Origin of the sequence: Sphingomonas gilva (genome assembly GCF_003515075.1) — a bacterium.
Classification (GTDB): domain Bacteria; phylum Pseudomonadota; class Alphaproteobacteria; order Sphingomonadales; family Sphingomonadaceae; genus Sphingomonas; species Sphingomonas gilva.
Genome location: NZ_QWLV01000001.1, coordinates 221,930 through 248,540, shown reverse-complemented (window position 1 = coordinate 248,540; position 26,611 = coordinate 221,930). Strand labels below are relative to the sequence as shown.

Sequence of the window (26,611 nt, the reverse complement as noted above, 5' to 3'; positions counted from 1 at the left end):
AGCCTCAGCGCAGCAGCAGCCAAAGCAGCAGTGCCGGCGCGCCTAGGACGAGAAAGCATCCAAGCGAGGCGACCGCCTCAACCCACCAAGGCCGTTTGCGGCCGGCGGCATACCCGAAAATGTCGGCGACCGTCTGAATGGCGAATTCTATCAGCCAACCCATTCATGCTCCCCTTGAGTTGCCGAACGAGCAGTACGCCTGTTCTGCGCCCAACCAACCGTTCCGTTCAAGTTCTGCTTCACGGCCCCTTGCTCGCCGGTATCGAGAATCGCGGCGCGGGCGCGGGCTGGGTCAGTCCGTCCACTTCGACGAATGTCCCGCGCGCCACATTGTGCGGATGCGCGGGCGCCTCGCCCGGCGTCAGCACCGGGGCGAAGCAGATGTCGGTGCCTTCCATCACGGCGCACCATTCGTCGCGCGTGCGCGTGGCGAAGATCGCCGCGAGCTTCGCCTTGAGCGCCGGCCAGCCCCGCGCATCCATCTGCGCGTCGAACGCGGGATCGCCCGCCACGCCCGCCGCCTCGCGCAGCAGCGCATAGAATTGCGGCTCGATCGATCCGATGGCGACGAACCTGCCGTCGGCGCAGGCATAGGTGTCGTAGAAATGCGCGCCGCCGTCGAGCAGGTTGGTCCCCGCCTCGTCGCGCCACATGCCGGCGTTGCGGAACTGCCAGGTCATCGCGGAAAGCAGGGCGGCGCCGTCGACCATCGCCGCATCGACCACCTGCCCTGGCGCGCCGCCGCGCACCGCCAGCAATGCGCTGACCATGCCGAAGGCGAGCAGCATCCCGCCGCCGCCGAAATCGCCGAGATAATTGACCGGCGGCACCGGCTTCTCACCCGCCGCGCCGATCGTCGCCAGCACGCCCGCCAGCGCGATATAGTTGATGTCGTGCCCCGCGACGTGCGCCAGCGGCCCGTCCTGCCCCCAGCCGGTGATGCGGCCATAGACCAGCTTCGGATTGTCGCCGATCAGCACCTCCGGCCCCAGCCCCAGCCGCTCCATCACGCCGGGGCGATAGCCCTCGATGATTCCGTCGGCGGCGCGGCACAGGTCGCGCGCTTCGGCGATGCCGGCGGGTGTCTTCATGTCGATCTCGCGCCAGATGCGCCCGCGCGCGAGCACATCGGTCCTGTCGCGCCGCGCCCCCGGCCGCGCGATTCGAACCACTTCGGCGCCGTGATCGGCCAGCATCATCCCGCAGAACGGGCCCGGCCCGATGCCGGCGAACTCGACGATCGTGATTCCAGTCAGCGGTCCCGCCATTCTTCCTCTCCCCGTCGCCGCCCCTTATGGCGGAGCATAGGGCGGATTCGAAAGGACGGAATGGCATGAAGGTGAGCGAGGCGCTGGCGAGCCGGCGATCGGTGCGCGGTTTCCTCGACAAGCCGGTGGATCCGAACGTGCTGCGCCGCGTGCTGACGCTCGCGGGCCGCGCGCCGTCGGGCGGCAATCTCCAGCCCTGGCATGTCGCGGTGGTCACCGGCCGGCCGCTCGCCGCGCTGGTCGACGCCGTCGCCGCGAGGATTGCCGCCGGAGCGGCGGAGCCGGCCGAGTACGCCGTCTATCCGGCCAACCTGCCCGAGCCCTATCGCAGCCGCCGCTTCGCCGTGGGGGAAGAGATGTACGGGCATCTCGGCATCCCGCGTGAGGACAGGGCGGCGCGGCTCGCATGGTTCGCCGCCAATTACCGCTTCTTCGGCGCGCCGGTCGGGCTGTTCGTCCATACCCCGCGCTTCATGGGCCCGCCGCAATGGGCCGATCTCGGCATCTGGCTGCAAAGCGTCATGCTGCTCTTGCGCGAGGAGGGGCTCGACAGCTGCCCGCAGGAGGCCTGGGCGATGTGGCCGCGATCGGTCCGCGCGCATGTGCCGATCCCGGAGGAGCATATCCTCTACGCCGGCATGTCGATCGGCTGGGCCGATCCCGCCGCCCCCGCCAACCGCACCCGCGCCGAACGCGCGCCGATCGAGGAGACGACGACGTTCCTGGGGTTCTAGACGGCAAGCGGCTGGTGTTCGGCAGCCCCCCTTTTCGTCACCCCGGACTTGTTCCGGGGTCCATCGCGCCGCAGAGGTCGGAGCCAGGGATGGGAGCGCCGCGCTTGCTGCACCATGGACCCCGGAACGAGTCCGGGGTGACGGTGAATGTGTGTCGATGTGATCCCCGCCACATTGCGCCCCCGCCCGCCGCTGGCTAACAGGTGCGCTTTCCACGCGGGGAGACGGGCGCGGTGGCGGATCGGAAGCCGGTCGTCGGCATCATCATGGGCAGCACCTCCGATTGGGAGACGATGCGCCACGCCGCCGAGATTCTCGAGACGCTGGACGTCGCGCACGAGACCAGGGTCGTCTCCGCCCACCGCACGCCGCAGCGGCTGTACGACTATGCGTCGGGCGCGGTCGAGCGCGGGCTGGTCGCGATCATCGCCGGCGCGGGCGGGGCGGCGCACCTGCCCGGCATGGCGGCATCGATGACGCGGCTGCCGGTGCTGGGCGTGCCGGTCGAATCCAAGGCGCTGAAGGGCATGGACAGCCTGCTCTCGATCGTCCAGATGCCCGCCGGCATTCCGGTCGGCACGCTCGCGATCGGCAGGGCGGGCGCGGTCAATGCCGGGCTGCTCGCCGCCGCGATCGCCGCCACCGCGGACCCCGCGCTGGGCGAGCGGCTCCAGGCGTGGCGCGACGCGCAGACCGAGGGCGTGGCGACCGAACCCGAATGAGCGCGCTTCCGCCCAATTCCACCATCGGCGTCATCGGCAGCGGCCAGCTCGGCCGGATGCTGGCGATCGCCGCGGCGCAGCTCGGCTATCGCTGCCATGTCTATGCGCCGGAGACCGGCCCGGCCAACGACGTCGCGCCGCTGTTCACCGAGGGCGCGTATGACGATGAAGCGGCGCTTTCCGCCTTCGCCGCGCAGGTCGACGTCGTCACCTACGAATTCGAGAATATCGACGCCGAAGCGATCGGCGCGCTGCCGCGCGTCCACCCGCATCCGCGCGCGGTGGCGGTGGCGCAGGACCGGCTGGTCGAGAAGGATTTCGTGACGAAGCTGGGCGGCCGCACCGCGCCCTACGCGCCGGTGCCGGACCGCGCCGCGCTGGACCAGGCCCTTTCCCGCATCGGCGCGCCCGCGATCCTCAAGACGACGCGCTTCGGCTATGACGGGAAGGGCCAGGCGCGCCTGTCGTCCCCGGCCGACGCCGATATCGCATGGGCGGCGATCGGCGCGCGGCCCGCGGTGCTCGAAGGGCTGGTCGCGTTCGATCACGAATATTCGGTGCTGCTCGCGCGCGCGGCGGACGGCGCCGTCGCGCTCTACGACCCGCCCGAGAACGTCCATCGGAACGGCATCCTCGACCGCTCGACGCTGCCCGCCCCGGCGATCGTCGCGGCGCAGTTCGCGGAGGCGTCCGCGCTCGCCCGCGCAATCGCCGACGCGCTCGATTATGTCGGCCTGCTCGCCTGCGAATTCTTCGCGAGCGCGGACGGCCCGGTGTTCAACGAAATGGCCCCGCGCGTCCACAATAGCGGCCACTGGACGATCGAGGGCGCGGACGCCTCGCAGTTCGAGAACCATGTCCGCGCGATCTGCGGCCTGCCCTTGGGCTCGACCGCGCTCACCGCGCCGCGCGTGGAGATGGCCAACCTGATCGGCGACGAGGCGGCCGATTGGCCCCGCCTGCTGGCCGAGCCCGGCCTCCACCTGCACCTCTACGGCAAGCACGAGCCGCGCCCCGGCCGCAAGATGGGCCACTGGACGCGGCTGGCCGAATAGGTCCTCCCCCAGCTCGTCTGGGGGAGGGGGACCATGCGAAGCATGGTGGAGGGGGCGCCGCGAGCGCTTCGTCTGCGGAAAGCCCCCTCCACCATTCGCCTTCGGCGAACGGTCCCCCTCCCCCTGCTTCGCATGGGGAGGATTTGGCTATCCCTTCCGCGAACCCGTCAGCGGGAAGCTGCCGAAGGCGCCGGCGGTGACGGTGCCGGTGATCGTGTCGCCGTCGACCGTCGCCGCGCCGTCCAATGTCATCGGCATCGGCACGGTCACGTTCATCTTCCAGGTCAGCTTGTCGCCGTCGACCTTGCCGTCGAGGATCTCGGTCGATCCCATCGCGCCCGCATTGGTGCCGGTGAAGGTGTCGCCGTTGCTGACCACCGTCATGGTGCTCTTCTGGTCGCCCAGCGGCGATTTGACCACGCAGTCCCACTCGCCATCGACATTCGCCATGTTGCTCTCCTTGATTGCTTTCACTCAGCCGGGGTCGCGGCGACCACCTCGACCGGCAGGCCGGTCTTGTCCAGCTGCGCGCGCACCGTCTTCGCGTCGCCGACGACGACCCAGGTGAACGCGCCGGGCTTAATCGCCCGGTTGATTGCATTTTGCAACGGAGCTTGCGTCATCGCGCGATATTTGCCCGCCAAACCATTATAATAGTCGTCGGGCCGGTCGTAGAGCGCATTGGCCTGCATGCCGCCGAGCACCGCCGCGCCGGTTTCGAACTGGATCGGCAGCTGGCGCAGATTGCCCTGCACCGCACGGTTGAACTCCTCCGCGGTCATCGGCTTGGCGCCGGTGAACTCGGCCACCTGCTGCTTCAGCGCCAGCACCGAATCGCCCGTGCGGTTCGCCTGGACCGAGGTCGAGATGACATAGGGCACCGCATGCTCGCGCCGGTCGAAGCGGGCGCGCGCGCCATAGCTCCACGCCTTGGTCTCGCGCAGGTCCATGTTGATCCGCGACAGGAAATCGTCGCCCAACACGGTGTTGGCGGTCGACATCGGCAACAGGTCGCCCTTGGGGTCGAGCCCAGTCAGCTGCGCCGCGTAGATCACCGATTGCGGCGAATCGGGCCGGTCGACCAGCACGATCCGCTCCTTCGCCGCGGGCAGGTTGCCGGGGAAGGCCTTGGTCCCCGCCGTTCCGCTCGCCCGCCAGGCGCCGAACGCCTGCTCGAAGGCGGGCAATATCTCGGCGAGCGGCTTGTCGGAGACGATGAACAGCTCGGCCTTGTCGGGCCTGATCCACGCGCCGTGGAACGCCGCCAGCTCGGCCGGGCCCAGCTTCGCCACCGTCGCCGCGTCGCCCAGGCCGGAGGCAGGGCGGCCATAGGGCGATGCCGGGCCGAACAACAGCGGCGGCATCGTCCGGCTGGCGAGCCCGCCGGGGTTCTGCAGCTCGGCGGCGATCTGCGCGAGCTGCTTGTTGCGCAGCCGCTCGACCTCGGCGGGTGCGAAGGCGGGATTGCGCACGACATCGGCGAGCAGCGCGACCGTCGGCGCGAGATTGGGCGTCAGCGCGGTCATCGCGGCGAAGGTGCGGTCCTCGCTCGCCCCAAGCTCGATCGCCGCGCCCAGCCGCTCCTTGGCCTCGGCCAGCTGGACGGCGTTGAGGTTCCTCGTCCCCTCGTCCATCACCGCCAGCATCAGCTGCTGGGTGCCGAGCGCGCTCGCCGGATCGGCGGCGGTGCCCGCGTCGAAGGTCAGCGTCGCGCGGGTCATCGGCACCGCGGTCTGCTGCGCGTAGCGCACGGTGATGCCGTTCGACAGCTTGGCTTGGGCGACCGTCGGGAAGCGCACCTCGCCCGGCTCCTCGACCGCCGGGATCTGCGTGATCGCGCGCGGCGCCGCCTGCATCGGCGGGGCCATCAGCGCGGGCAGGTCGCTCGGCGGGCGGAAATAGGCGGGCCGCCTCGTTCCCGCCTTGCCCGCCGCGGCCTCCTCATAGGCGGCGCGCTCGCCCGGCTCGACCGTCAGCGCATAGGCCGGGCGGGTCAGCCATTTCTTCATCGCCGCCTGCACCTCGGCCGGGGTCACGCTGGCGAAGCGCGCCAGCCGCTTCTTGTAGAATTCGGGATCGTCCGAATAGAGCTCGCCTTCCGCCAGCGTCGCCGCCTTGCTGCCGAAGCCGTTGACCGATTCGAGCTGGGCGATCTCGCCCGCCACCTGCTGGGTCGCGACGCGGCTGACCTCGTCGGCGGTCGGCCCCTTGGCGATCAGCTCGGCGATCAGCTCGTCAAGCCGCTTGGACACGATCGCCGGATCGACCCCCGGCCGCACATCGGCCTGGACGTTGACCAGGCTGATCTGTTCGAACGGCAGCAGATAGGCGGTCACCGCCACCGCGGTCTCCTCGTCGCGCACCAGCGCGTTGTCCAATCGCGAGCTGGCGAGCCCGCCCAGCACCGAAAGCCCCACCTGCAGCGGCACCGCGTCGGGATGGTTGAGGCCGGGGACCACCCAGTTGCGATAATGCCGCGTGGTCGCGACGCGGTCCTTCATCACCTCCTCGACGCGCTCGGGCAGCGTCGGCACCGGCGCCGTCACCGTCGCCGCCTCGGGCCCGCGCGCGATCTTGCCGAAATATTTCTCGACCAGCGGCCGCGCGGTCTTGGCGTCGATGTCGCCGGCCAGCGCCAGGATCGCGTTGTTCGGCCCGTAATGCTGGCGGAACCAGTTCTTCACGTCCTCCAGGCTCGCCGCGTCGAGATCGGCCATCGAACCGATCGTCGAATGGCGGTAGGGATGCCCTTCGGGAAACAGCGCCTCGCTCTGGGCGTATTCGACCAGGCCGAAGGGCTGGTTGTCGCCCTGGCGCTTCTCGTTCTGGACGACGCCGCGCTGCGCGTCGAGCTTCTCCTGGGTGACCGCGCCCAGAAGCCAGCCCATCCGGTCGCTTTCCATGTAGAGCGCCCGTTCGAGCGCGCCGGTCGGCACCGTCTCGACATAGTTGGTGCGGTCGTACCAGGTCGATCCGTTGGTCTGGGTCGATCCCGCCTCGGTCAGCGGCGCGTCGAAATTGGGGACGTTCTCCGATCCGCCGAACATCAGATGCTCGAACAGATGGGCGAAACCGGTCTTGCCCTTGGGCTCCTGCTTGGACCCGACATCGTACCACATCGTCACGCCGACGACGGGCGCCTTGCGATCGGTGACGACGAACACCCGAAGGCCGTTGTCGAGCGTGAACTGCTCGAAGGGGATGTTCACCTCCTTCACCAGCTGGGCGACGGGAACGGGCTTCTGGGTCTGGGCGAAGGCGGGCACGGCGAGCGCGATCGTGGCGGCGCCAAGGGCAAGCAGGGTGCGGTTCATGTGCGGGATTCCAACGCTGAAAAGAAACGGATGGCCGCCACCATAGCCGCGCGCCTTCCGCGCGCAACGCCAAAGCGTATTGTCGGACTAGATCACCGACGGCGCGATTTCGGCCAGATTAACGGGCGGCCTCGCCGGGGCGGTAGCGCCGCCTGGCGAAGCGCCGCAGCTCGGCCGGGTCGAAGTGCACCGGCTTGAACCGGTGCGCGGAAAACAGCGCCGCCTGGTCGGCGTAATGCGGGCTGTCGGGCCGGGTGGTCGCCTGGCCGAAGGGCTGGATCGACTTCGACCGCACCCGCCCCCCGGCATCCCATTCGGCGAACAGGATGAAGCTGTCGCCGTGGCGCACGCCCATGCGGCCGTCGTCCAGCTCGTCCCACAAGGTCGCCGCGCGCAGCGTGTCGTTGCCGCCGTCCATCGGATAGTCGGCCTCGCCCTGGCGGATGCGCAGCACCTTGCCCAGCGGCGGATCGAGCCGCCCGAACACGCGGCGGAGATAGCTGGTGACCGCCTTCAGCTCCTCGCGCGGATCGGGCGGCGGCAGGCGGCGATAATGCTGGCGATTGGCCGGGCGCAGCGCCAGCACGGCGATCGCGTCGGCCCGCCCGCGCCCGTCGGCGGTCCAGTCCCAGCTGGCCAGCAGCTTCTGCGCCGCGGCGATGTCCGCATCGCCCTCGGGATCGAGCGTGAGCAGCGCCCGCATCCACGGCGTCGCATAGCTCTCGCGCGAATAGCCGGTGTCGAACTTGATCGCCTCCAGCCGCTCCGCACCGATCGGCCCCGGCCGCTCCAGCAGCTCGATCGCGCGGATGGCGCGGTTGGTCATGTCGGTCTCGACGCCGAGCAAGGGGGAAGAGGGCGCGATCTCGTCGCCCGGCCCCGCCGCGACATAGGGTGTGTTGTTGGCGTTCATCACATAGCCGCTGGCCGGGTTGACGTTCGCCGGCACGGCGGAGAAGGGCAAGGTCCGCGTCCACAGCGCGGCGGAGGTGTCGCCGGGCAGGACGCCGCGCCAGTCGAACCCGCGCGCGCGGTCGGGGAACATCGCATTGTAGAACAGCGCGATGTTGCCGTCCTTGTCGGCATAGACGAAGTTGGTCGCGGGCACGCCCTGCGCCGCCATCGCAGCGCGCCATTCGCCGAAGTCGCGCGCCTTGTTCAGCCGGTAATATTGGGTGAGCATGTCGAGCCGGTCGATCCCGGCATAGCGGATGGCGAAGGCGCCCTCGTCGTTCCTGATCACCGGCCCGTGAATCGATCGATACACCATGCGCGGTACGGGAATGACGAAGGGGCCGAACTTCGCGCGCAGCCAGACGCGTTTCGCCTTCAAGGGCCACGTCCTGCCGTCGAAGCGATAGGCCTCGCCATCGGCGGTCATCGCCAGCCGGTACACGTCGATCAGGTCGGGCCGGTTGACCGTGTTGGTCCAGCCCAGCGTCCGGTTGTGCCCAAGAAAGGGATAGGGCGATCCCGGAAAGGTCGCCCCGGCGAAGTCCCAACCCTCACCCGAATGGACGACCAGCTCGTACCAGGCGACGCCGCCGCGCCAGGGCTGGTGCGAATTGGACACCAGCCGCGTCGCCCCGTCGCCCGAGCGGGTCGGCGCGACGGCGAAGGCGTTGGAGCCGTTCGCCGCCGGATCGCCGCCCACCGGCGTCGGCACGCGCACCGGCCGGGGCAGGTCGTCGCCGGCGGCGAGCGCGCCCAGCGTCTCGTCCAGCCCGAAGAAGAAGGGCGATCGGAGCGCGAAGCCCGCGGCGACGTCCTCGCCATTCACGGGAAACAGCTTCGCCAGCCGCACCTCTCCGGGATGCCTCTCGGCATAGAGGTTCATCCCCGCCGCATAGCCGTCGAGCAGCGCGCGCACGTCCGCGGGCAATCCGGCATAACGGCGCGCCACCGTGCCGCGGATGTCGAGCAGGTGCGCGACATAATCGATCTTCGCCCCGTCCGCGCCGGTCATCGCGCCCAGCCGCGCGCGCGTCATCGCCAGCACTTCCTGGATGGTGGAGAAATCGTCCTCGGCATGCGCCCAGGCGACGCCGTAGGCGACATCGGCGTCGGTCCGCCCGAAGATATGCGGCACGCCGAACTCGTCGCGCACGATCTCGACATCATAGGCCCGCGCCGGCGGCGGCGCCGCAGCCTCGCTCGCCAGCGGCTCCCAAACCGCGAGGGCGACGGCGGCGGCGATGAGCAGCGCCACAAAGCCAAGTCCGACCCGCTTCAGCCGGCGCATCAGTGGCTTCCTAAGATATTCGGCACCACCGCGCTCGAACCCATAGATATTCCCAATCCCTAATCCTCTTCGTCACCCCGGACTTGTTCCGGGGTCCATCCCTCGGCTTGGGCTGACCTCGAAGGGTGAGCGCGGCGCTTGGGGCACGATGGACCCCGGAACAGGTCCGGGGTGACGGGAATGGTTGAAGCTCGTTCACATCCGGCCATGGCAACTGTATTGCTGTCTTGCGACAGCGTGGCGTTCGGCTAGACCTGACGCAATCGCAAATCCATTCCCGGGACTCGAAAAAGACATGCGCACCCTCTCCGCCGCAATTGCCCTCGCCCTCGCTTCCGCATCAACCATCGCGCTCGCGAATGGCGCGCCCGAGCCCGCCTTCACGCCGGAGGCGGTGCGCGCGCATGTCGAGTTCCTCGCCGACGACCTGCTCGAAGGCCGCGACGCGGGCACGCGCGGCTATGACATCGCCGCGCGCTATGTCGCGACCGAGATGGCGGCGCTGGGGCTCAAGCCGGGCAACGGCGAAAGCTGGTATCAGCAGGTGCCGTTCGTCGAGCGCGCGCCCGACATCTCGGCGCCCGCCGCGATCACCATCGCCGGCACGCGATACGCCAATGGCGAGAACGCGCTGGTCAACATCGCCGCGGAAGGCAAGCAGAGCCTGTCGAGCGAGGTGGTGTTCGTCGGCTATGGCCTGAAGGACGCCGCCGCCAAGCTGGACGACTATGCCGGGCTCGACGTGCGCGGCAAGACCGTGGTGATGCTCTACGGCACGCCCAAGGGGCTGCCCAGCGACGTCGCCGCGAGCCTCAACAGCCAGAAGGCGAAGATGGCTCAGGATGCGGGCGCGACCGGCGTCATCACCCTGTTCTCGCCGCAGCTCGAAAAGATCGTGAGCTGGGATGTGCTCAAGGGCTATTCCAGCGACAGCGCGATCAACTGGGCCAATCCCGACGGCACGCCGCACCGGTCCGCGCCCGGCATCACGTCGGCCGCCTATGTCAATGGCCCCGCCGCAGACGCGCTGTTCGCCGGCGCGCCGCGATCGGTGAAGCAGATCTACGCCGACGCCGAACGCGGCCGCCGGATCAAGGGCTTCGCGCTCACGCCGCAGGTGTCGCTCGAAGGCACGTCGAAGTGGCGCAAGTTCGAAAGCCCCAACGTCGTCGGCGTCATCCCCGGCTCCGACCCGGCGCTCAGGGGCGAATATGTGCTGCTGATGGCGCATCTCGACCATGAGGGGATCAAGGAATCGGCCGAGGGCGAGGACAAGATCTACAACGGCGCGATGGACAATGCCGCCGGCATCGCCACCATGCTCGAGGTCGCGCGCGCCTTTGCGGAGAGCGGCGAGAAGCCCAGGCGCTCGATCCTGTTCGCCGCGGTCACCGCGGAGGAGGACGGGCTGCTCGGCTCGGACTATCTCGCGCGGCACCCGCTGCCCGGCGGCAAGGTCGTCAGCGTCGTCAATCTCGACATGCCCGCGCTGCTCTACGACTTCACCGACGTGACCGCGTTCGGCGCCGAGCATTCGACGATGGGGCCGGCGGTCGAGGCGGCGGTGGGCAAGTACGGCGTCAAGCTAGCGCCCGATCCGATGCCCGAGGAGAATCTGTTCGTCCGTTCGGACCATTACAGCTTCGTCAAGCAGGGCGTGCCGTCGGTGTTCCTCGTCACCGGCTTCGCCAATGGCGGGGAGAAGGCCTTCAAGGATTTCCTCGCCGCCCATTATCACAAGCCCAGCGACGACACGAAGCTGCCGTTCAACTGGCAGGCCGGCGCGAAGTTCGCCCAGGTCAACTACGCCATCGCCCGCGATATCGCCAACGCGCCCGCCGCGCCGCGCTGGTACGCCGACAGCCCGTTCGGCGCGCAATACGCCAAGGATCAGCCAAAGGCGGCGCGCCCGGAAAAATAGCGCGTGGAGCCCCTTGTGTTGCATAAATACAACACTACATCCCAGCATCATCACATGGGGCACATGCGTGAAGATCGATAAGTTCACCGACCGGGCCAAAGGCTTCCTGCAATCCGCGCAAACCGTCGCGATCCGCCTGAACCATCAGCGGATCGCGCCCGAGCATCTGCTGAAGGCGCTGCTCGAGGACGAGCAGGGCATGGCGTCCGGCCTGATCGAACGCGCCGGCGGCGATCCGGCGCGCGCGCTGGCCGACACCGATGCGGCGCTGGCCAAAATCCCGGCCGTGTCGGGCGGCGGCGCGCAATCGACGCCGGGGCTCGACAATGATGCGGTGCGCGTGCTCGACGCCGCCGAGCAGCTGGCGGCGAAGGCGGGCGACAGCTTCGTCACGGTCGAACGCCTGCTGCTCGCGCTTGCCGCCAGCCAGACCGCGGCCGGCAAGGCGCTCACCGCCGCCGGCGTCACCGCGCAGGGCCTGGGCGCCGCAATCAACGAGCTGCGCGGCGGCCGCACCGCCGACACCGCTGGCGCAGAGGATCGCTACGATGCGATGAAGAAGTTCGCCCGCGATCTGACCCAGGCGGCGCGCGACGGCCAGCTCGATCCGGTGATCGGCCGTGACGAGGAGATCCGCCGCACCGTCCAGATTCTCGCGCGGCGAACCAAGAACAATCCGGTGCTGATCGGCGACCCCGGCGTCGGCAAGACCGCGATCGCGGAAGGATTGGCGCTCCGCATCGCAAACGGCGACGTGCCAGACAGCCTCAAGGACCGCCGCCTGATGGCGCTCGACATGGGCAGCCTCATCGCCGGCGCGAAGTATCGCGGCGAGTTCGAGGAGCGGCTGAAGGGCGTGCTCGACGAGGTCAAGGCCGCGGCCGGCGAGATCGTGCTGTTCATCGACGAGATGCACACGCTGATCGGCGCGGGCAAGACCGACGGTGCGATGGACGCCTCGAACCTCCTGAAGCCGGCGCTCGCCCGCGGCGAGCTGCACTGCATCGGCGCGACCACGCTCGACGAGTATCGCAAATATGTCGAGAAGGACCCGGCGCTTCAGCGGCGCTTCCAGCCCGTCTTCGTCGGCGAGCCGACGGTCGAGGACACTATCTCGATCCTGCGCGGGCTGAAGGAAAAGTACGAGCTTCATCACGGCGTGCGCATCACCGACGGCGCGATCGTCTCGGCGGCGACGCTCGGCAACCGCTACATCACCGACCGCTTCCTGCCCGACAAGGCGATCGACCTGATGGACGAGGCCGCGTCGCGGCTGCGCATGGAGGTCGAATCCAAGCCCGAGGAGATCGAGACGCTCGATCGCCGCATCATCCAGCTCAAGATCGAGCGCGAGGCGCTCAGGAAGGAAAGCGACGCGGCGTCGCAGGATCGCCTTGAACGGCTGGAGGGCGAGCTCGCCAATCTGGAGCAGCAGTCCGCCGAGCTGACCACGCGCTGGCAGGGCGAAAAGGACAAGATCGCCGGCGAGGCGAAGCTCAAGGAGCAGCTCGACGCCGCGCGGCTTGAACTCGAACAGGCTCAGCGCGCGGGCGATCTGGCCAAAGCCGGCGAGCTTTCCTACGGCACCATCCCGACCTTGACCAAGCAGCTCGAGGCGGCGCAGGGCGCCAGCCAGGGCGCGATGCTGCGCGAGGAGGTGACCGCAGAGGACATCGCCTCGGTCGTCAGCCGCTGGACCGGCATCCCGGTCGACCGGATGATGGAGGGCGAACGCGAGAAGCTGCTGGCGATGGAGGAGGCGCTTGGGCGCCGCGTAATCGGCCAGGAGGACGCGGTGCGCGCCGTCTCCACCGCGGTCCGCCGCTCACGCGCCGGATTGCAGGACCCGAACCGGCCGCTCGGCAGCTTCCTGTTCCTCGGCCCGACAGGCGTCGGCAAGACCGAGCTGACTAAGGCGCTCGCCGGATTCCTGTTCGATGACGACGCGGCGATGGTCCGCATCGACATGTCCGAGTTCATGGAGAAGCACTCGGTCGCCCGCCTGATCGGCGCGCCTCCGGGCTATGTCGGCTATGAGGAAGGCGGCGTGCTGACCGAGGCCGTTCGCCGGCGCCCCTATCAGGTGGTGCTGTTCGACGAGGTCGAGAAGGCGCATGGCGACGTGTTCAACGTGCTGCTCCAGGTGCTCGACGATGGACGCCTGACCGACGGCCAGGGCCGCACGGTCGATTTCTCGAACACGCTGATCATCCTGACCAGCAATCTCGGCAGCCAGTATCTCGCCAGCATGACCGACGGCCAGTCGACCGAGGATGTCGAACCGCAGGTGATGGAAGTCGTCCGCGCGCATTTTCGGCCCGAGTTCCTCAACCGGCTGGACGAGATCATCCTGTTCCACCGGCTGGGCCAGGATCATATGGGCCCGATCGTCGATATCCAGGTCGGCCGCGTCCAGCGCCTGTTGGCCGACCGCAAGATCACCCTTGAGCTGACCGACGCGGCGCGGAACTGGCTGGGCCGGGTCGGTTATGATCCGGTCTACGGCGCAAGGCCGCTCAAGCGCGCCGTCCAGCGCCACCTGCAGGATCCGCTGGCTGATATGATCCTCAGGGGTGAGGTGAGGGATGGCGCGGTTGTGAAGGTGGACGAAGGCGATGGGCGGCTTGCGTTGAGCGTCGTCTAATCGATCTTGCCGCCGAACGAGCGATAGGCCGTGACAAAGGGCTGTAGTCGCTCGCGGTAACGGCGTGCGCGATCGAGTCCACGCCGATAGATGGGCTGCCGCGCCTGCACGACGCTTGCGGTGGTTACCGTTCGATTGCCTTTGCCTTCACCGAACACGCTTTCTTCCTCTGGAAGCCGACAGTGGCGAAGCACGCCCCCGGTTGTCGATCGCGTATCCTGCACCAAATCCTCATAGTCCACGATCAGCAGACGATCGCCCAAGATCGCCTGCCAACGCTCGAGAAGCTTATCTTCCAAGTGAAAATGATGGGCGATGTCTTCCTGGCTCCAGCTCCAATTGATGCCGGCGGCGAAGAAGGTCTTCAGGCACGACCATGCATTTTCGAGCCGCGATCGACGCATCCAGATCAACGGCGCACCGGGCAGAACCGCGGCGAACTGACCTAGATAACGGCTGGCGTTGAGCGACTTGTCGACGATGCGCCCACCGGTGCCGAAGCGCTCGGTAAGGAGGCGGAGATAAAGACGGGCCAGGGCGTCGATACCGCCCAACCTTTCCTGATATCGTTCGAGATCGCCGGCACCGTTCCCACCGATCTCGCGCAGCAGAACACTGAATTGATCGAGTTCATCGCCATCCGCCACAGCGCTGTGGCGCACTAGCATTTCCTGAAGAAGCGTGGTTCCGGAACGCGGCGAACCGGTGACCAGGATCGGGCGATCGTTGTCAGAGTCCACAGATCGAGCGAAAGCGGCAATGCGAGCTCCGTCGAAACCCCGGATCGCCGATTGGGCCAAGGAGGCATCAGCGTTTCGATCATAGGGCCGCAGGTTCGCCATAATGCGGGCGCCCGCTGCGATCTCCTCGAAGGCGCGTTCTGGCTCATCGAGGTCGTCGAGCGTCTTTCCCAATGCGTAGTGATAAGCGGCGCGGTCGAACGGATTGCTCGTCGATACTTTTTCCCTTGCGTCAAGGATGATCTCCGCCAACTCAGGTGCAGCCGCCATATCCCGCAAGCTGGCCAGCGCGAGATAGGTCTGTCCGATCGAAGGATCCCCCAGTCGTGCGGCGTCGAAATGCGCCTCGGCGAGTATGAGTTCGCCGCTGTTGAGCGCAATCGTACCGCGTAGATATTCGAGAGCGGCCTCCGTTATCCCGCTTGGCGATGCGTGGGCAGCAAGTTTGCGCGCTTCCTCCAGCTGCCCCGTAAGCGCGGCCATCGCCGCCTCTTCATAAGGTCCCTCCGGAACGCCATCGGCGGTCATGCGAGCCGCGCACGCGCGGGCGAGCGTCAACTCACCGTTGCGCCGCGCGGCAAGGGCGACCGATTTCCAGCTACGGCCGATTCTTGGCGGTGCAGCGAGCAGATCGACGATGGCCTCGTTGACGCTTGCCCTTCTCCGCGATGCCAGTGCAGCCTTCAATCGGCCCAGAAGATCGTTGGTTTCCATCCATGTCACCAAAAGGAAGGGGCGCATTGTTGCCAATGCGCCCCCCAAAAGAGAAAACTTTGCTTCAGGGTTACTGCGTGTCGCCTCCAAAGCGCATCGCGAGCGTAAAGCGCACCGCGCGAGGCGCCTGATAACCCGTGACGAGCCTGTAGTCCGTCCGAGCGGCGCCGGCATTGGTGTCGCCGAATTCGACATAGTCGAGCTTGGCCTTCGAATTGAAGACGTTGAACACGTCCACCCGGAAGCTTGAGCCGGAGAGGTCACCCGGAAGCTTGAACTGAACACCCAGGTCGAGGTTCGTATTCCACTCACTCTGGAACGCGGTGCCGCGATTGACCAGATAATGGTCTACACCGTCGCCATCGGTGAATGTTTCCGAGGCCGCATCTGCCGCCGCGGGATTGCGGCACCAGAACGATGCTGCCTGATATCCTGCAGCAAATTCGTCAGTCGGATGTACGCCGATGCAAGAGAAGTTGCGCGGCGACTGCACCGTCAGGTTGGCGCCGATCGACATCCAATCCACCGGCTGCAAGAAGCCGAACAGCTTGAACGTATGCTCACGCTCGTTGGCCAGGATGCCATAGGCACCGTCGGTTAGGCCGGGCTGATCGTAATCCTGTGTCAGGCCGGCGTCGTCCTGGTTGTTGTCGGACTTGACCGAGCCTTCATAGTTACCCCGGACCCGCGCCCATGTATACGAGAAGTCCAGACTGTAGAGACCATCAAACGCCTTGCGAGCCGTGAACTCGACCGCATCGTAGTTGCGCTGCGGCTTGGGATAACCGAGGTCGTCAGCCGAAAGCGTAACGACGTCGCACATCCGGGCATCGACCTCGCAATTGCCGTCCAGACGAACCGTGATGTCTTCGCCGGGATTGGCCAGAACATACTGGTGGAAGCCCGAAAACTCGTCGTCGCATCCCGCGATCTCATCGCCACTATTCGCCTGGCCGTCCGGACCGAGATCGCAATACTTGAGCACGGCCGCGTCGATCGCGACATCCTCCAGCGTCTGCTTGAGACGGCGGTTGATGTAATTCAGACCGAAGGTCCAGTCGTCCATCCGGTGGCTGATGCCGACGATGAACTCGTCCTGGTACATCGGCTTAAGATCGGCCGCGACCAGCGTGTCCGTCGGGCCAAGCACACCGTCAGAAAACACGGTGGTGCAGAGCGATCCGGAGTCAGGACCGACTTCGGGGCAATCATTGGTGTTCGCCGCCGTCAATCCGCCCAGCACCGGCGAGCCATCGGCCGTGAACTCCTGGCCCTCGGGCACACCGCGACTATCGAATACGGTCGGATCGACACCCGCCGCATAAGCGAAGCGCTGCTCATAATAGAGCTCCTGACCCGCCAGACGAATGTTGGTATTGGTCGGGACACCAAGATAATAGCGACCGTAAAAGGCGTTAATTTTGGTCAGCTTGTCGCCGAACACGTCGAACGAAGCACCGAGACGCGGCGCCCATTGATTCTCCATTTCGAGATAGGGCTCGCCGCCAACACTGGAATTCCGATAGTTGTCGTTGCGGATACCAAGTTGCAAATTCAAACGGTCGTCGAGCAGATCCCAGCTGTCTTGCAGATAAAACGCCTGCTGTCGAGAAGTGAAGCTACCGGTATTTAGATATAGCCGGCGGCGGATATAGGTCGGATTGAAGACATATGCATAATTGTTGGTGTAGAACGTGAGCTCTTCGGAGGTCAGATCCTCGCGATCATAACCCAGTCGGAAATGGTGATCGCCGAGGAAGCTGACATAGACGTCGGCATCGACGCGGTAAACCTTCCGGTTATCTTCGCCATCAGTGGGATTTCCCGAGGTCAGCGGCAGGCCTGCAACAACGCGCGTGATGCCACCGAGGGTAGAGGACGTCACTGATACGTCCGAAGACGAAACGGCGCGACGGGTGTAGTTGTTCTCACCATATGCCGCCGACAGCGTGAGCCAGTCGGTGAACTGGCCGGTATATTGAACGATGAAGTTGTCGCCGCCCTGCGTCAGCACATCGCTACCCGAATAGCCCGTAACTTCGCCGTCGCTGTCCACTCCGAGATAATCGGTCGTGATATCACGCTTGTCGCGGAAATAGGTGCCTTCCAGGCGGTGATCGCCGAACACCAGGTCCACCTTGCCGCCGAAGAACGGGTCCTTGTCGGTTTCGACAAAGCGGAAGCCGTTAGCGACGGAGGTGTCTTCCTGCTTGTTGAAGCGAGGCTGATACAGCCCGTAGAAGAAGACGTGGTCCTTTACCAGCGCGCCCGACGCGTAAAATGCCGCCGCCAGATTCTCGGTGTAGTCGGTGTCGTTGCGCGTCTTGAGCAGCGTCTCCTCGGCATCCTGATAGGTATTGGGCGCATCGCTGGTCAGCGCGTCCGGCTGATAGGTCAGCACCATGCCCGCTGCGAAGTCGTTCGAACCCGACTTGGTGACCGCCGAGGTGACACCCCCAAGCGAACGGCCGAATTCCGCAGTATAACCGCCGGTCTTGACCTCGAAGCTCCGGTAGAATTCGAACGGCACAGTATTGTTGCCGACCATCGTCCGGAAGTTCGTGGTGTTCAGGCCGTTCACATAATAGCTGTTCTCGGCGATGGTCGCACCGCCAACCGAAACGCAGTCGGTGCAGTCGGCAAAGTTGGCGTCGCCCTGGCTCGTGCCAGGCGCCAGCAGGATCAGACCGGTTTGTGTGCGGGGAATCGGAATCGATTCAACCGTCTGCTGCACATTGAGGGTGATGCCCGTGGTCGTCGCGGCGAAATCACTCGTCTGCACGCGGCTGCCGGTCACGACGATCTCGTCGCCCGTGGCTGCAGTTTCGGCCGCCGTCCCACCGGTTGCGGTGTAAGTGAAGTTGGCACTCTGGCCTGCGGTGATCGGCACCGCGGGGTCACCAATGATCTCACCATTGGTGCCGCGAATCTGCAGAGCATAGGTGCCCGGAGGCAGAAGATTGAAGGAGAAGTCGCCATTGGCATCAGCGGTGGTCGACCGTTCAAAGCCCTGCGCGTTCGAGCGCAGCGTCACGGTTGCTCCGGAAAGCGGCTCGCCCGTGGAGGACAAGGCAGTGCCTTCCAGTGAACCGCGCGTATAATCCTGCGCCACGGCAGGAACGGCGACGATCGCCGACGTGGTCAGCCCGGCCCCCAGCAGCGCAAGCGCCTGGAACGCCGAACCGCTGCGCAGCAATGCGCGCTTGATGGTCGTGGAGTTGGTCACGAAAATTCCCTCGCTCTGTTTCCGCGTGGCGGATCGCCCCCTTGCGGAAGGTTGCTTCGCCCCACGCGCGCATCGTGATGCGTCACTGCGGGACATGGCGGCGATGGATGAGGCCAGCGTGTCCGGCTGTAAAGGCGACATTCAGTTTCGGGGCGATGTTTAAGCTGAGGTGTAGCCTAGAAGACACAACCGTGACAGGCGCCCACAACATTCTTACATTCCGGGCGCACCAGCATAGGCAAAAATGTCGCAGTGGTTACGATCGTGACGGCATCGGCCCCGCGAGCAGCAGCGGATCGATCCGCGCGTCGTTCCATTTCATGCCCCAATGCATGTGCGGCCCGGTCGCCCTGCCGGTCGCGCCGATACGGCCGATCGGCTGGCCGCGGCGTACCGATTCGCCCTCGCGCACGCTGATTTCCGAAAGGTGCAGGAATGCGCTGTTGAGGCCCATGCCGTGGTCGATCATCAAGAGATTGCCTTCCAGCGTGAAGGGATGATCCGTGGCAAGGATGACCACCCCATCCGCCGGCGCGACCAGCGGCGTGCCCGCGGGCTTCGCGACATCGACGCCCGAGTGGTAGCTGCCCGGCGTGCCGCGATAGATGCGCTGCGCGCCGAACCGACCGGAGATGCGCCCGATGACCGGCCAGGTGAATTGCTGCCGCCAACCTTCCGCGCCCGTTTCCCTGGCCCGCGCGCCGTTAATCGCAGCAAGTTCGGCCGGGCGCAGGCGGCGGAACTCGGCCGATGTCCGTCCGCCGGTGCGCGAGGCGTCGACATGCTCGATCTCCCAATCGCCCTTCGCCACCGTCAGCGTCTCGTCGATGCTGCGCCCGTCGGAGAGCGTGGCGGAGATGCGCGCCGTGGGTGGCGCATCGCGGTCGAAGGCGATGAGAAAACGGCGGTCCGGGGCGAGCGTGATCTTCTCGCCGTTCAGGTTGACCGCAACCACGCCTTCGGGCGCGGTGCCGATCACGACGCCGCCTTGGCGAATCGCGCCTTCGAACTGGAAGCGCGCGGGTGCGGGCGGCAGCGTCTGGCGTTCTACCTGCGGCACAGCCGCTGGGGCCGGCACGAGCGGAGCAGTCGGCACCGGTGCCGGCTGGCGCGGCGCGGCGCAACTGGCGAGCAGCGCCAGCAGCGCCGCGGCCGACAGCGTTCGGGCGTGATGAATCACGCGCCGAGCGCGCGCACCGCGATCTCGGCGCTGGCGAAGGGCTTCTGCTCGGCAACGCTCCAATAACGCAGCCGATCAAGCGGGATCGCCTCGCCGCTCACCGCACAGATCACGTGATCGCCCGGCGACAGCACACGAAATCCGTTGGCCATATAGTGCAGCCGCGCCGCGCGTTGGGTGTTGGACATCAGCATCGGCGCATTCCCCGGAATTTGGTCAGAACAAGGTAGGCTGTTCGGGCTTCTTGCCCGGATACGCCTTGGCGGACGCGCGCTCAACCCCGCGGCCGGCCTGAGCGTCGACCTCACCATCGGCGAAGTGGAGCGTCAGGGCGCCCGCCTGACGTGCGGCGGCGGCCGTGCCGACCACCCCGCCGCCGGGCCGCGCCGACACCCAGGCATAGCCGCGATCGAGCGGCTTTTCGGGATGGAGCGAGTCGAGCAGGCGACGAGCCGAGGCGAGCCGGTCGCGCGCGCGCGCCACCCGCTGATCGAGCATCGCCGGCCTGAGCATGGCGCCGGCGCGATCGAGATCGCGGCGCCCTCGCCCCAGCCGGTCGCCGAGCGCGCGATCGAGCCGGGCGGCGAGATCGTCCGCCCTTTGCCGCTGCGGCCCGAGCAACGCATCTCGGCGGGGCAGCACGCGAACCAGCGCCTGCAAGCGCTCTTCCGCGCGCGCCTGATAGCGCCGCGCGCAGCGTTCGGCGCGCAGGCCCAGTTCGGCGAGCAGCGATTGCAGCTCGGCGCACACCGGCACGGCGATCTCGGCCGCGGCGGTCGGTGTCGGCGCACGCAGGTCGGCGGCGAAGTCCGAGAGGCTGGTGTCGGTCTCGTGCCCCACAGCCGAAATGATGGGAATGCGGCAATCGGCGATGGCGCGCACCACCGGTTCCTCGTTGAACGCCCACAGATCCTCGATCGAGCCGCCGCCGCGGGCGACGATGAGAAGATCGGGCCGCGCCACGGGGTCGCCCGGCTTCAATGCGTCGAAGCCGCGGATCGCCGCCGCCACCTCCGCCGCGGCGCCTTGGCCCTGCACCTTGACCGGCCATAGCAGCACATGACCGGGGCAGCGGTCGGTCAGGCGATGGAGGATGTCGCGGATCACCGCGCCGGTCGGCGAGGTCACCACGCCGATGGTGCGCGGCATGAAGGGAAGCGGCTTCTTCCGCGCCGCATCGAACAGTCCTTCGCCCGCCAGCTGCGCCTTCAGTCTCTCGAACAGCGCCATCAGCGCGCCTTCGCCCGCCAGCTCCATCCGTTCGATGACGATCTGGTACTTGCTCCGTCCCGGATAGGTCGTCACGCGCCCGGTCGCGATCACCTCGATCCCATCCTGCGGGGTGAAGGCGAGCGCGGCGGCCTGCCCCTTCCAGATCACCCCGTCGATCACTGCGGCGTCGTCCTTCAGGCACAGATAGGCGTGTCCCGATGCGGCGCGCTTCCAGCCCGATATCTCGCCGCGCAGCCGGACATGGCCGAAGCGATCCTCGACCGTCCGCTTGAGCGCCCCGGAAAGCTCGCTCACGCTCATCGGCTCGGCGTTGTCGCCGGGCCGGTTCGCCGCTAGCAGGCCGGTCTGCGTATCGAAGGGAAGGTCGCTCATGAATGTCCTGCTGCTCGGATCAGGGGGTCGCGAACATGCGCTCGCATGGAAGCTTGCGCAATCGCCCCGCCTCGATACGCTGTTCGCCGCGCCCGGCAATCCCGGCATCGCGGCGCACGCGACGATCGCCGACATCGCGCTCGCCGATCACCGCGCGGTGATCGACTTCTGCCTCCGCAACTCGGTGCGGCTGGTGGTGATCGGCCCGGAAGCGCCGCTGGTCGAGGGGCTTGCCGACAACATCCGCGCGATGGGGATCGCCGCGTTCGGCCCGGGCAAGGCGGCTGCGCAGCTCGAAGGATCGAAGGGCTTCACCAAGGATCTGTGCCGGCGCGAAGGCATCCCCACGGCAGGCTACGAACGCGTCACATCGAAGGAGGGGGCGGTTGCGGCGCTGGGTGATTTCGGCTTGCCCGTGGTGATAAAGGCGGACGGGCTGGCGGCGGGCAAGGGCGTGACCGTCGCCGCCACGCGCGCGGAGGCGGAGGCCGCGATCGCGGCGATCTTCGCCGAGGCCGATGGCGAAGCGGTTATCGAGCAGTTCCTGGAAGGCGAGGAGGCGAGCCTGTTCGTGCTGACCGACGGCAAGGCGATCGTGCCGTTCGGATCGGCGCAGGACCACAAGCGCGTCGGTGATGGCGACACCGGCCCAAACACCGGCGGCATGGGCGCCTACAGCCCCGCCGATGTGCTGACGCCCGAGCTGGAGCGGCGGGCGATCGACACGATCGTCGCGCCCACCGTCCGCGCGCTGGCGGCGGCGGGCACGCCTTATTCGGGCGTGCTCTACGCCGGGCTGATGCTGACCGATAGCGGGCCGCAGCTGATCGAATATAATGTCCGCTTCGGCGATCCCGAATGCCAGGTGCTGATGATGCGGCTGGAGGGCGATCTGCTGGAGATCATGCTCGCCACCGCCGAAGGACGGCTCGCCGAGCTGCCCCCTCCCGCCTTTGCCGATGACGTCGCGCTCACCGTGGTGATGGCGGCGAAGGGCTATCCCGGCACGCCCGAGACGGGCGGCGAGATCGCCGGCATCGACGCGGCGGAGCGGAGCGGCGCCAAGATATTCCACGCCGGCACGAAGGACGACGGCGCGCTGGTCGCGAGCGGCGGACGCGTGCTTGCCGTGACCGCGACCGGCGGCTCGGTCGCCCAGGCGCAGGCCGCGGCGTACGAGGCGGTGGACGCGATCGACTTCCCGACAGGCTTCGCGCGGCGCGATATCGGCTGGCGCGCGATCGAGCGCGAACGGCTCGGCGCGGATCGCTGATCTGCCGTTGTCCGCGGTCGCGGGCGCGGCTAGGCTCAGCGCATTGCGGTAAGGAGCACGGGGCGTGGACCAGGAATCGACATCGAGCGCCACGGCGACGAGCAATGCGCTGATCGGACCGCTCACTATCGTGCATCTCGTCCTCATCGCGCTGCTCGGGCTGGCGGTGATCGTCGCGGTGATCCTCGTCGCGCGCATCCGCGCCCGCGCTGCGCGCCAGCGCAGCGCCGCGGAAGAGGCCAGCGAGCGGCTGGCCGAGATCCATGAGGTCGCGCCCGTCACCGCGCCGCCGCCTCCGCCACTCGCCGACACGCCGGTGGTCGCCGCCGCCCCGCTCGACGCGGCGCCCGCAACGCTCGCCGGAGATATGGAGCCGGCGCGCGAGGTTCCCGCCGCGCCCGCGCAAGCCGACGATCTCACCCGGATGAAAGGGGTCGGTCCGAAGCTCGCCGCCACGCTGGCCGGCTTCGGCTATACCCGCTTCCAGCAGATCGGCGCGCTCAGCCAGATCGAGGCCGACGCACTCGACGCGCAGCTCGGCGCCTTCAGGGGCCGCCTGGCGCGCGACCGCGTGGTCGAGCAGGCGCGCTATCTGGCGAAGGGCGACGTCGAAGCGTTCGAGAGCGTCTTCGGCAAGCTCTAGCGCGCGATCTGGCTGACCAGCAGCTTGTCGATCTTGCGTCCGTCCATGTCGACCACCTCGAAGCGCCAGCCCTGCTCCTCGAACACCTCGCCTTCGCTCGGCAGGCGGCGGAGCACGGCGAGCGCGAGGCCGGCGACGGTGGCGTAGTCGCGATCCTCGGGCAGGTCGATGCCGATCTTCTCGGCAAGCGCGTCGGCGGTCATCTGCCCGGAGACGAGCAGGCTGCCGTCCTCGCGCTCGGTCACCGCGCGCTCGGTGCCGATGTCGATATCGGAGGCGAATTCGCCGGCGATCGCGATCAGCAGGTCGGCGGGGGTGACGATGCCTTCGAAATGGCCGTATTCGTCATGCACCAGCGCCATCGGCAGATCGGCCTCGCGCAGCGTGTGGAGCGCGTTCATCGCGTCGAGCTGATCGGGCACCACCGGTGCCTTCTTCGCCATCGCGGCGAGATCGACGCCCTCGCCGCGGATCATCGCCGCGGCGAGATCGCGCGTGTGGACCACGCCGATGATCGCGTCGATCGACCCTTCGGCCACCGGCAAGCGGCTGTGCGGGGTGTCGAGCAGCGCGGTACGAACGCCCTCGGCGTCGAGCCCGACATCCATCCAGTCGACATCGGTCCGGGGCGTCATCACCTCGCGCACCGGCCGGTCGGCGAGGCGCACCACGCCCGAGATGATCGAGCGCTCATGCTCCTCGATCACGCCCGATTTGGACGCCTCGGCGACGATCATGTGCAGCTCCTCGGCGGTCACATGCTCTTCGGACTCGCGGTTCATGCCGAGCAGGCGGAAGATCAGCGCGCTGGTGCTGTCCAGCACCCAGACGATCGGCGCGGTGGCGATCGCCAGCCATTGCATCGGCACCGCCATCAGCGCGGCGATCGGTTCGGGCGTGCGCAGCGCGAACTGCTTGGGCACCAGTTCGCCGATGATCAGCGAGGCATAGGTGGTCAGGGCGATGACGATGGCGAAGCCGATCGTCTCCGCGGTTTCCGCGTCGACGCCCAGCAGCGCGATCCGCTCAGCCACCGGTTCGCCCAGGCTGGCGCCCGAATAGGCGCCGGCGAGGATGCCGATCAGGGTGATGCCGATCTGCACCGTGGAGAGGAAGCGGCCGGGGTCGCCCTGCAGCTTGAGCGCGGCGCGCGCGCCCGGCCTGCCCGCGCGCGCAAGCGCCTCCAGCCGCGCCTTGCGCGCCGAGACGATGGCGAGCTCCGACATCGCGAACACGCCGTTCAGCGCGACCAGCGCGAGGATCACGACGACATCGAACCAGGGGAAGGGGGAAAGCGGGGCCATGATGGTCTGCGGAACTTCCCTTGGCGCGAATCTTTCTAATGCACAACCGCGCGTTCAGCGCCTATTCGGTGCGCAAGCGGAACAAGCGGCCCCACAGCGGGTTCCAAGGGGTTCAACACGGGAGAAACATGATGCGTTTCAACGCGAAGATTCTGGGCGGAGCGGCGATCGCGGCGATGCTGGCGACCGCAGCCTGCACGACCGATCCGGTGACCGGCGAGCGGCAGATCTCCAAGGCGGCGATCGGCGGCGTGGGCGGCGCGGTCGCCGGCTATTTCCTTGGCGATCTGGTCGGCGGGCGCAACGACCGCACCGAAAAGCTGATCGGCGCGGGCATCGGCGGCCTCGCCGGCGCGGGCGTCGGCGCCTATATGGACAAGCAGGAGCGCGAGCTTCGGCAGCGCACCGCCGGCACCGACGTGCAGGTGATCCGCGACGGCGACAACCTGGTCCTCAACATGCCGTCCGGCATCACCTTCGCGACCAACGAATCGAGCATCCAGCCGCAGTTCCGCGGCACGCTCGACCAGGTCGCGCAGACGCTGGCGCAATATAACCAGACCTATATCGACGTGTACGGCCACACCGATTCGGACGGCACCGACGCGTACAACCAGAGCCTGTCCGAACGCCGGGCGCAATCGGTCGCGGGCTATCTGACCTCGCGCGGCGTCGCTTCGGCGCGCATCGCGACGCAGGGTTTCGGCGAAAGCCAGCCGGTCGCCTCCAACGCGACCGCGGAGGGCAAGGCCGCCAACCGCCGCGTCGAGATCAAGGTGGTCCCGCTGACGCAGAACGACGTCAACGCCGTCCAGTAAACGACGCCGGGCTGAAGGAAGGGCCGCGCGGCGAAGGTCGCGCGGCCCCTCTTTTTTCGTGGGCTGTTCGGGCGGGCGTCAGCCCGCCCCTTCTTCCGCCCTCTTCTCATCCGCCGCCGCGAAAAAGCCGATCTGATCGGCTTGGGCCTTCTTGAACGAGGGGCGATCGGTGAGACGCGTCACATAGGCCTCGGTCGCCGGCCGATCGCCGAAGGCGCGGACATCCGAAACCCGCAGCACATCCGCCATCAGCAGGTCCGCGACGGTGAAGCGGCCGGCCGCGAGCCATTCCCGTTCGCCCAATATGCTTTCGAGCTGGTCGAGGCGCATGCCCATCCATCCGGCAAGCTGGTTGTCGGCATCGCCCGAGATCTTCAGGAACCACCATGGCACGCTGACCATCTCGATCGAGTTGAGCGCGGCGATCGTCCATTGCAGCGTTTCCGCCTCTCCGGCCGGATCGCGCGGCATCAGCTTGTCGCTTTTCCGGGCGAGGTGCAGCAGGCCGGCGCCGCTTTCGAACAGCTCCAGCTCTCCGTCGGTCAGGAACGGGACCTGGCCGAAGGGCTGGCGCGCGAGATGGTTGGTCTCGCGGCCGTCGAACGGGACCGTCCGGACGGTATAATCGAGGCCGGCCTCCTCGCACGCCCATCTGAGCCTGAGATCGCGCACGAAGCCGCGGGGACCCTGGGGCACCCAGTCATAGGTCCAGATCGTCAGTTCGCCCATCGCAGCACGTCCCTTCCCGTCCATCTATCGCCGCTCGCGGAAAAAACCCCTCAGCAACGCCCCTGCCTCGGCCTCACCGATCCCGCCATATACCTCCGGCCGATGGTGGCAGGTCGGCTGGGTGAAGAACCTCGGCCCATGTTCCACCGCGCCGCCCTTCGGGTCGGCCGCCCCGTAATAGAGCCGGGCGATGCGGGCATGGGCGATCGCGCCGGCGCACATCGCGCAGGGCTCGAGCGTGACGAACAGGTCGCAATCCTCCAGCCGGTCGCAACCCAAAGCCTCCGCCGCCATGCGGATCGCGCGGATTTCGGCATGGGCGGTGGGATCGCTGAGCGCGCGCGGGGCGTTGGCGGCAGCGGCGACGATCGCGCCGCCGAGCACCACGGCGGCGCCCACCGGCACTTCGCCCGCCTGCGCCGCGGCGGCGGCCTCGGCGAGCGCGCGGCGCATCGGTTCGGGCAGGGGAAAGGCCATGC

At 67.5% G+C, this 26,611-nt stretch carries 21 protein-coding genes; 8 read left to right on the top strand and 13 right to left on the bottom strand.

The features are described from left to right. Positions 1-4: 4 nt before the first annotated feature. Positions 5-163, bottom strand: a complete 159-nt coding sequence (locus D1610_RS16920; RefSeq protein WP_182466653.1) for a hypothetical protein — start codon at positions 161-163, stop codon at positions 5-7. Between the two features lie 76 nt (positions 164-239). Then, positions 240-1,268: a CaiB/BaiF CoA transferase family protein gene (locus D1610_RS01215; RefSeq protein ID WP_118862312.1), complete on the bottom strand. Its 1,029-nt coding sequence runs from the start codon at positions 1,266-1,268 to the stop codon at positions 240-242. 65 nt (positions 1,269-1,333) lie between these two features. Between D1610_RS01215 and D1610_RS01210 the strand changes: the two genes are divergently transcribed. The 3 genes from D1610_RS01210 (at position 1,334) to D1610_RS01200 (ending at position 3,779) form a co-directional block, all read left to right on the top strand. Then, on the top strand, positions 1,334-2,002 hold the full coding sequence (locus D1610_RS01210; RefSeq protein WP_118862311.1) for a nitroreductase: 669 nt from the start codon (positions 1,334-1,336) through the stop codon (positions 2,000-2,002). A gap of 266 nt (positions 2,003-2,268) precedes the next feature. Then, on the top strand, positions 2,269-2,724 hold the full coding sequence (gene purE, locus D1610_RS01205; protein ID WP_118862919.1) for a 5-(carboxyamino)imidazole ribonucleotide mutase: 456 nt from the start codon (positions 2,269-2,271) through the stop codon (positions 2,722-2,724). Beyond that, entirely contained in the window at positions 2,721-3,779 is a 1,059-nt protein-coding gene (locus tag D1610_RS01200) for a 5-(carboxyamino)imidazole ribonucleotide synthase (RefSeq protein ID WP_118862310.1), read from the top strand. The genes purE and D1610_RS01200 overlap by 4 nt, the downstream gene beginning before the upstream one ends. A 147-nt stretch (positions 3,780-3,926) precedes the next feature. On the opposite strand, the gene D1610_RS01195 is transcribed toward D1610_RS01200, so the two are convergent. The 3 genes from D1610_RS01195 to D1610_RS01185 all read right to left on the bottom strand — a co-directional run bounded on the left by D1610_RS01195 (position 3,927) and on the right by D1610_RS01185 (position 9,335). Further along, positions 3,927-4,229 (bottom strand): hypothetical protein, encoded by a 303-nt coding sequence (locus D1610_RS01195; RefSeq protein ID WP_118862918.1) that lies wholly within the window; start codon positions 4,227-4,229, stop codon positions 3,927-3,929. Positions 4,230-4,249: 20 nt separating this feature from the next. Beyond that, positions 4,250-7,093, bottom strand: a complete 2,844-nt coding sequence (locus D1610_RS01190; RefSeq protein WP_118862309.1) for a M16 family metallopeptidase — start codon at positions 7,091-7,093, stop codon at positions 4,250-4,252. Positions 7,094-7,211: 118 nt separating this feature from the next. Next, complete coding sequence (locus tag D1610_RS01185; RefSeq protein WP_118862308.1) at positions 7,212-9,335, bottom strand: acylase; 2,124 nt, start codon at positions 9,333-9,335, stop codon at positions 7,212-7,214. A 295-nt stretch (positions 9,336-9,630) separates the two neighbouring features. Between D1610_RS01185 and D1610_RS01180 the strand changes: the two genes are divergently transcribed. Together D1610_RS01180 and clpB are read left to right on the top strand one after the other, a co-directional pair. Then, positions 9,631-11,256, top strand: a complete 1,626-nt coding sequence (locus tag D1610_RS01180) for a M20/M25/M40 family metallo-hydrolase (protein WP_118862307.1) — start codon at positions 9,631-9,633, stop codon at positions 11,254-11,256. A 67-nt stretch (positions 11,257-11,323) separates the two neighbouring features. Next, on the top strand, positions 11,324-13,900 hold the full coding sequence (gene clpB, locus D1610_RS01175; protein WP_118862306.1) for an ATP-dependent chaperone ClpB: 2,577 nt from the start codon (positions 11,324-11,326) through the stop codon (positions 13,898-13,900). Here the strand turns inward: clpB and D1610_RS01170 are convergent. From D1610_RS01170 to xseA, 5 genes are all read right to left on the bottom strand, one after another. Next, positions 13,897-15,354, bottom strand: a complete 1,458-nt coding sequence (locus tag D1610_RS01170; protein ID WP_182466652.1) for a tetratricopeptide repeat-containing sulfotransferase family protein — start codon at positions 15,352-15,354, stop codon at positions 13,897-13,899. The two genes, clpB and D1610_RS01170, sit on opposite strands and share 4 nt — an antisense overlap. A 70-nt stretch (positions 15,355-15,424) precedes the next feature. Continuing rightward, the gene (locus tag D1610_RS01165) at positions 15,425-18,580 is read right to left on the bottom strand and encodes a TonB-dependent receptor (RefSeq protein ID WP_245941908.1); all 3,156 of its coding nucleotides are present in this window, start codon (positions 18,578-18,580) and stop codon (positions 15,425-15,427) included. A gap of 256 nt (positions 18,581-18,836) precedes the next feature. Beyond that, positions 18,837-19,760 (bottom strand): M23 family metallopeptidase, encoded by a 924-nt coding sequence (locus D1610_RS01160; protein ID WP_245941907.1) that lies wholly within the window; start codon positions 19,758-19,760, stop codon positions 18,837-18,839. Further along, positions 19,757-19,954, bottom strand: a complete 198-nt coding sequence (locus tag D1610_RS01155; RefSeq protein WP_118862303.1) for a DUF2093 domain-containing protein — start codon at positions 19,952-19,954, stop codon at positions 19,757-19,759. The genes D1610_RS01160 and D1610_RS01155 overlap by 4 nt, the downstream gene beginning before the upstream one ends. 22 nt (positions 19,955-19,976) lie before the next feature. Continuing rightward, complete coding sequence (xseA, locus tag D1610_RS01150; protein WP_118862302.1) at positions 19,977-21,365, bottom strand: exodeoxyribonuclease VII large subunit; 1,389 nt, start codon at positions 21,363-21,365, stop codon at positions 19,977-19,979. On the opposite strand from xseA, the gene purD reads away from it, so the two are divergent. Next, the gene (gene purD / locus D1610_RS01145; protein ID WP_118862301.1) at positions 21,364-22,638 is read left to right on the top strand and encodes a phosphoribosylamine--glycine ligase; all 1,275 of its coding nucleotides are present in this window, start codon (positions 21,364-21,366) and stop codon (positions 22,636-22,638) included. The genes xseA and purD overlap by 2 nt on opposite strands. Before the next feature lie 64 nt (positions 22,639-22,702). Beyond that, positions 22,703-23,281, top strand: a complete 579-nt coding sequence (locus D1610_RS01140; RefSeq protein WP_118862300.1) for a hypothetical protein — start codon at positions 22,703-22,705, stop codon at positions 23,279-23,281. On the opposite strand, the gene D1610_RS01135 is transcribed toward D1610_RS01140, so the two are convergent. After that, positions 23,278-24,585: a hemolysin family protein gene (locus tag D1610_RS01135; protein WP_118862299.1), complete on the bottom strand. Its 1,308-nt coding sequence runs from the start codon at positions 24,583-24,585 to the stop codon at positions 23,278-23,280. The genes D1610_RS01140 and D1610_RS01135 overlap by 4 nt on opposite strands. A gap of 131 nt (positions 24,586-24,716) precedes the next feature. Between D1610_RS01135 and D1610_RS01130 the strand changes: the two genes are divergently transcribed. Next, positions 24,717-25,403 (top strand): YiaD family glycine zipper/OmpA-like lipoprotein, encoded by a 687-nt coding sequence (locus D1610_RS01130; protein ID WP_118862916.1) that lies wholly within the window; start codon positions 24,717-24,719, stop codon positions 25,401-25,403. 78 nt (positions 25,404-25,481) lie between these two features. Here D1610_RS01130 and D1610_RS01125 read toward each other — a convergent pair whose 3' ends face one another. Further along, a complete protein-coding gene (locus tag D1610_RS01125) occupies positions 25,482-26,132 on the bottom strand; it encodes a glutathione S-transferase family protein (protein WP_182466651.1) in 651 nt (216 codons plus the stop codon). Positions 26,133-26,156: 24 nt separating this feature from the next. Next, a complete protein-coding gene (locus D1610_RS01120; protein ID WP_245941905.1) occupies positions 26,157-26,609 on the bottom strand; it encodes a nucleoside deaminase in 453 nt (150 codons plus the stop codon). Positions 26,610-26,611 lie beyond the last annotated feature (2 nt).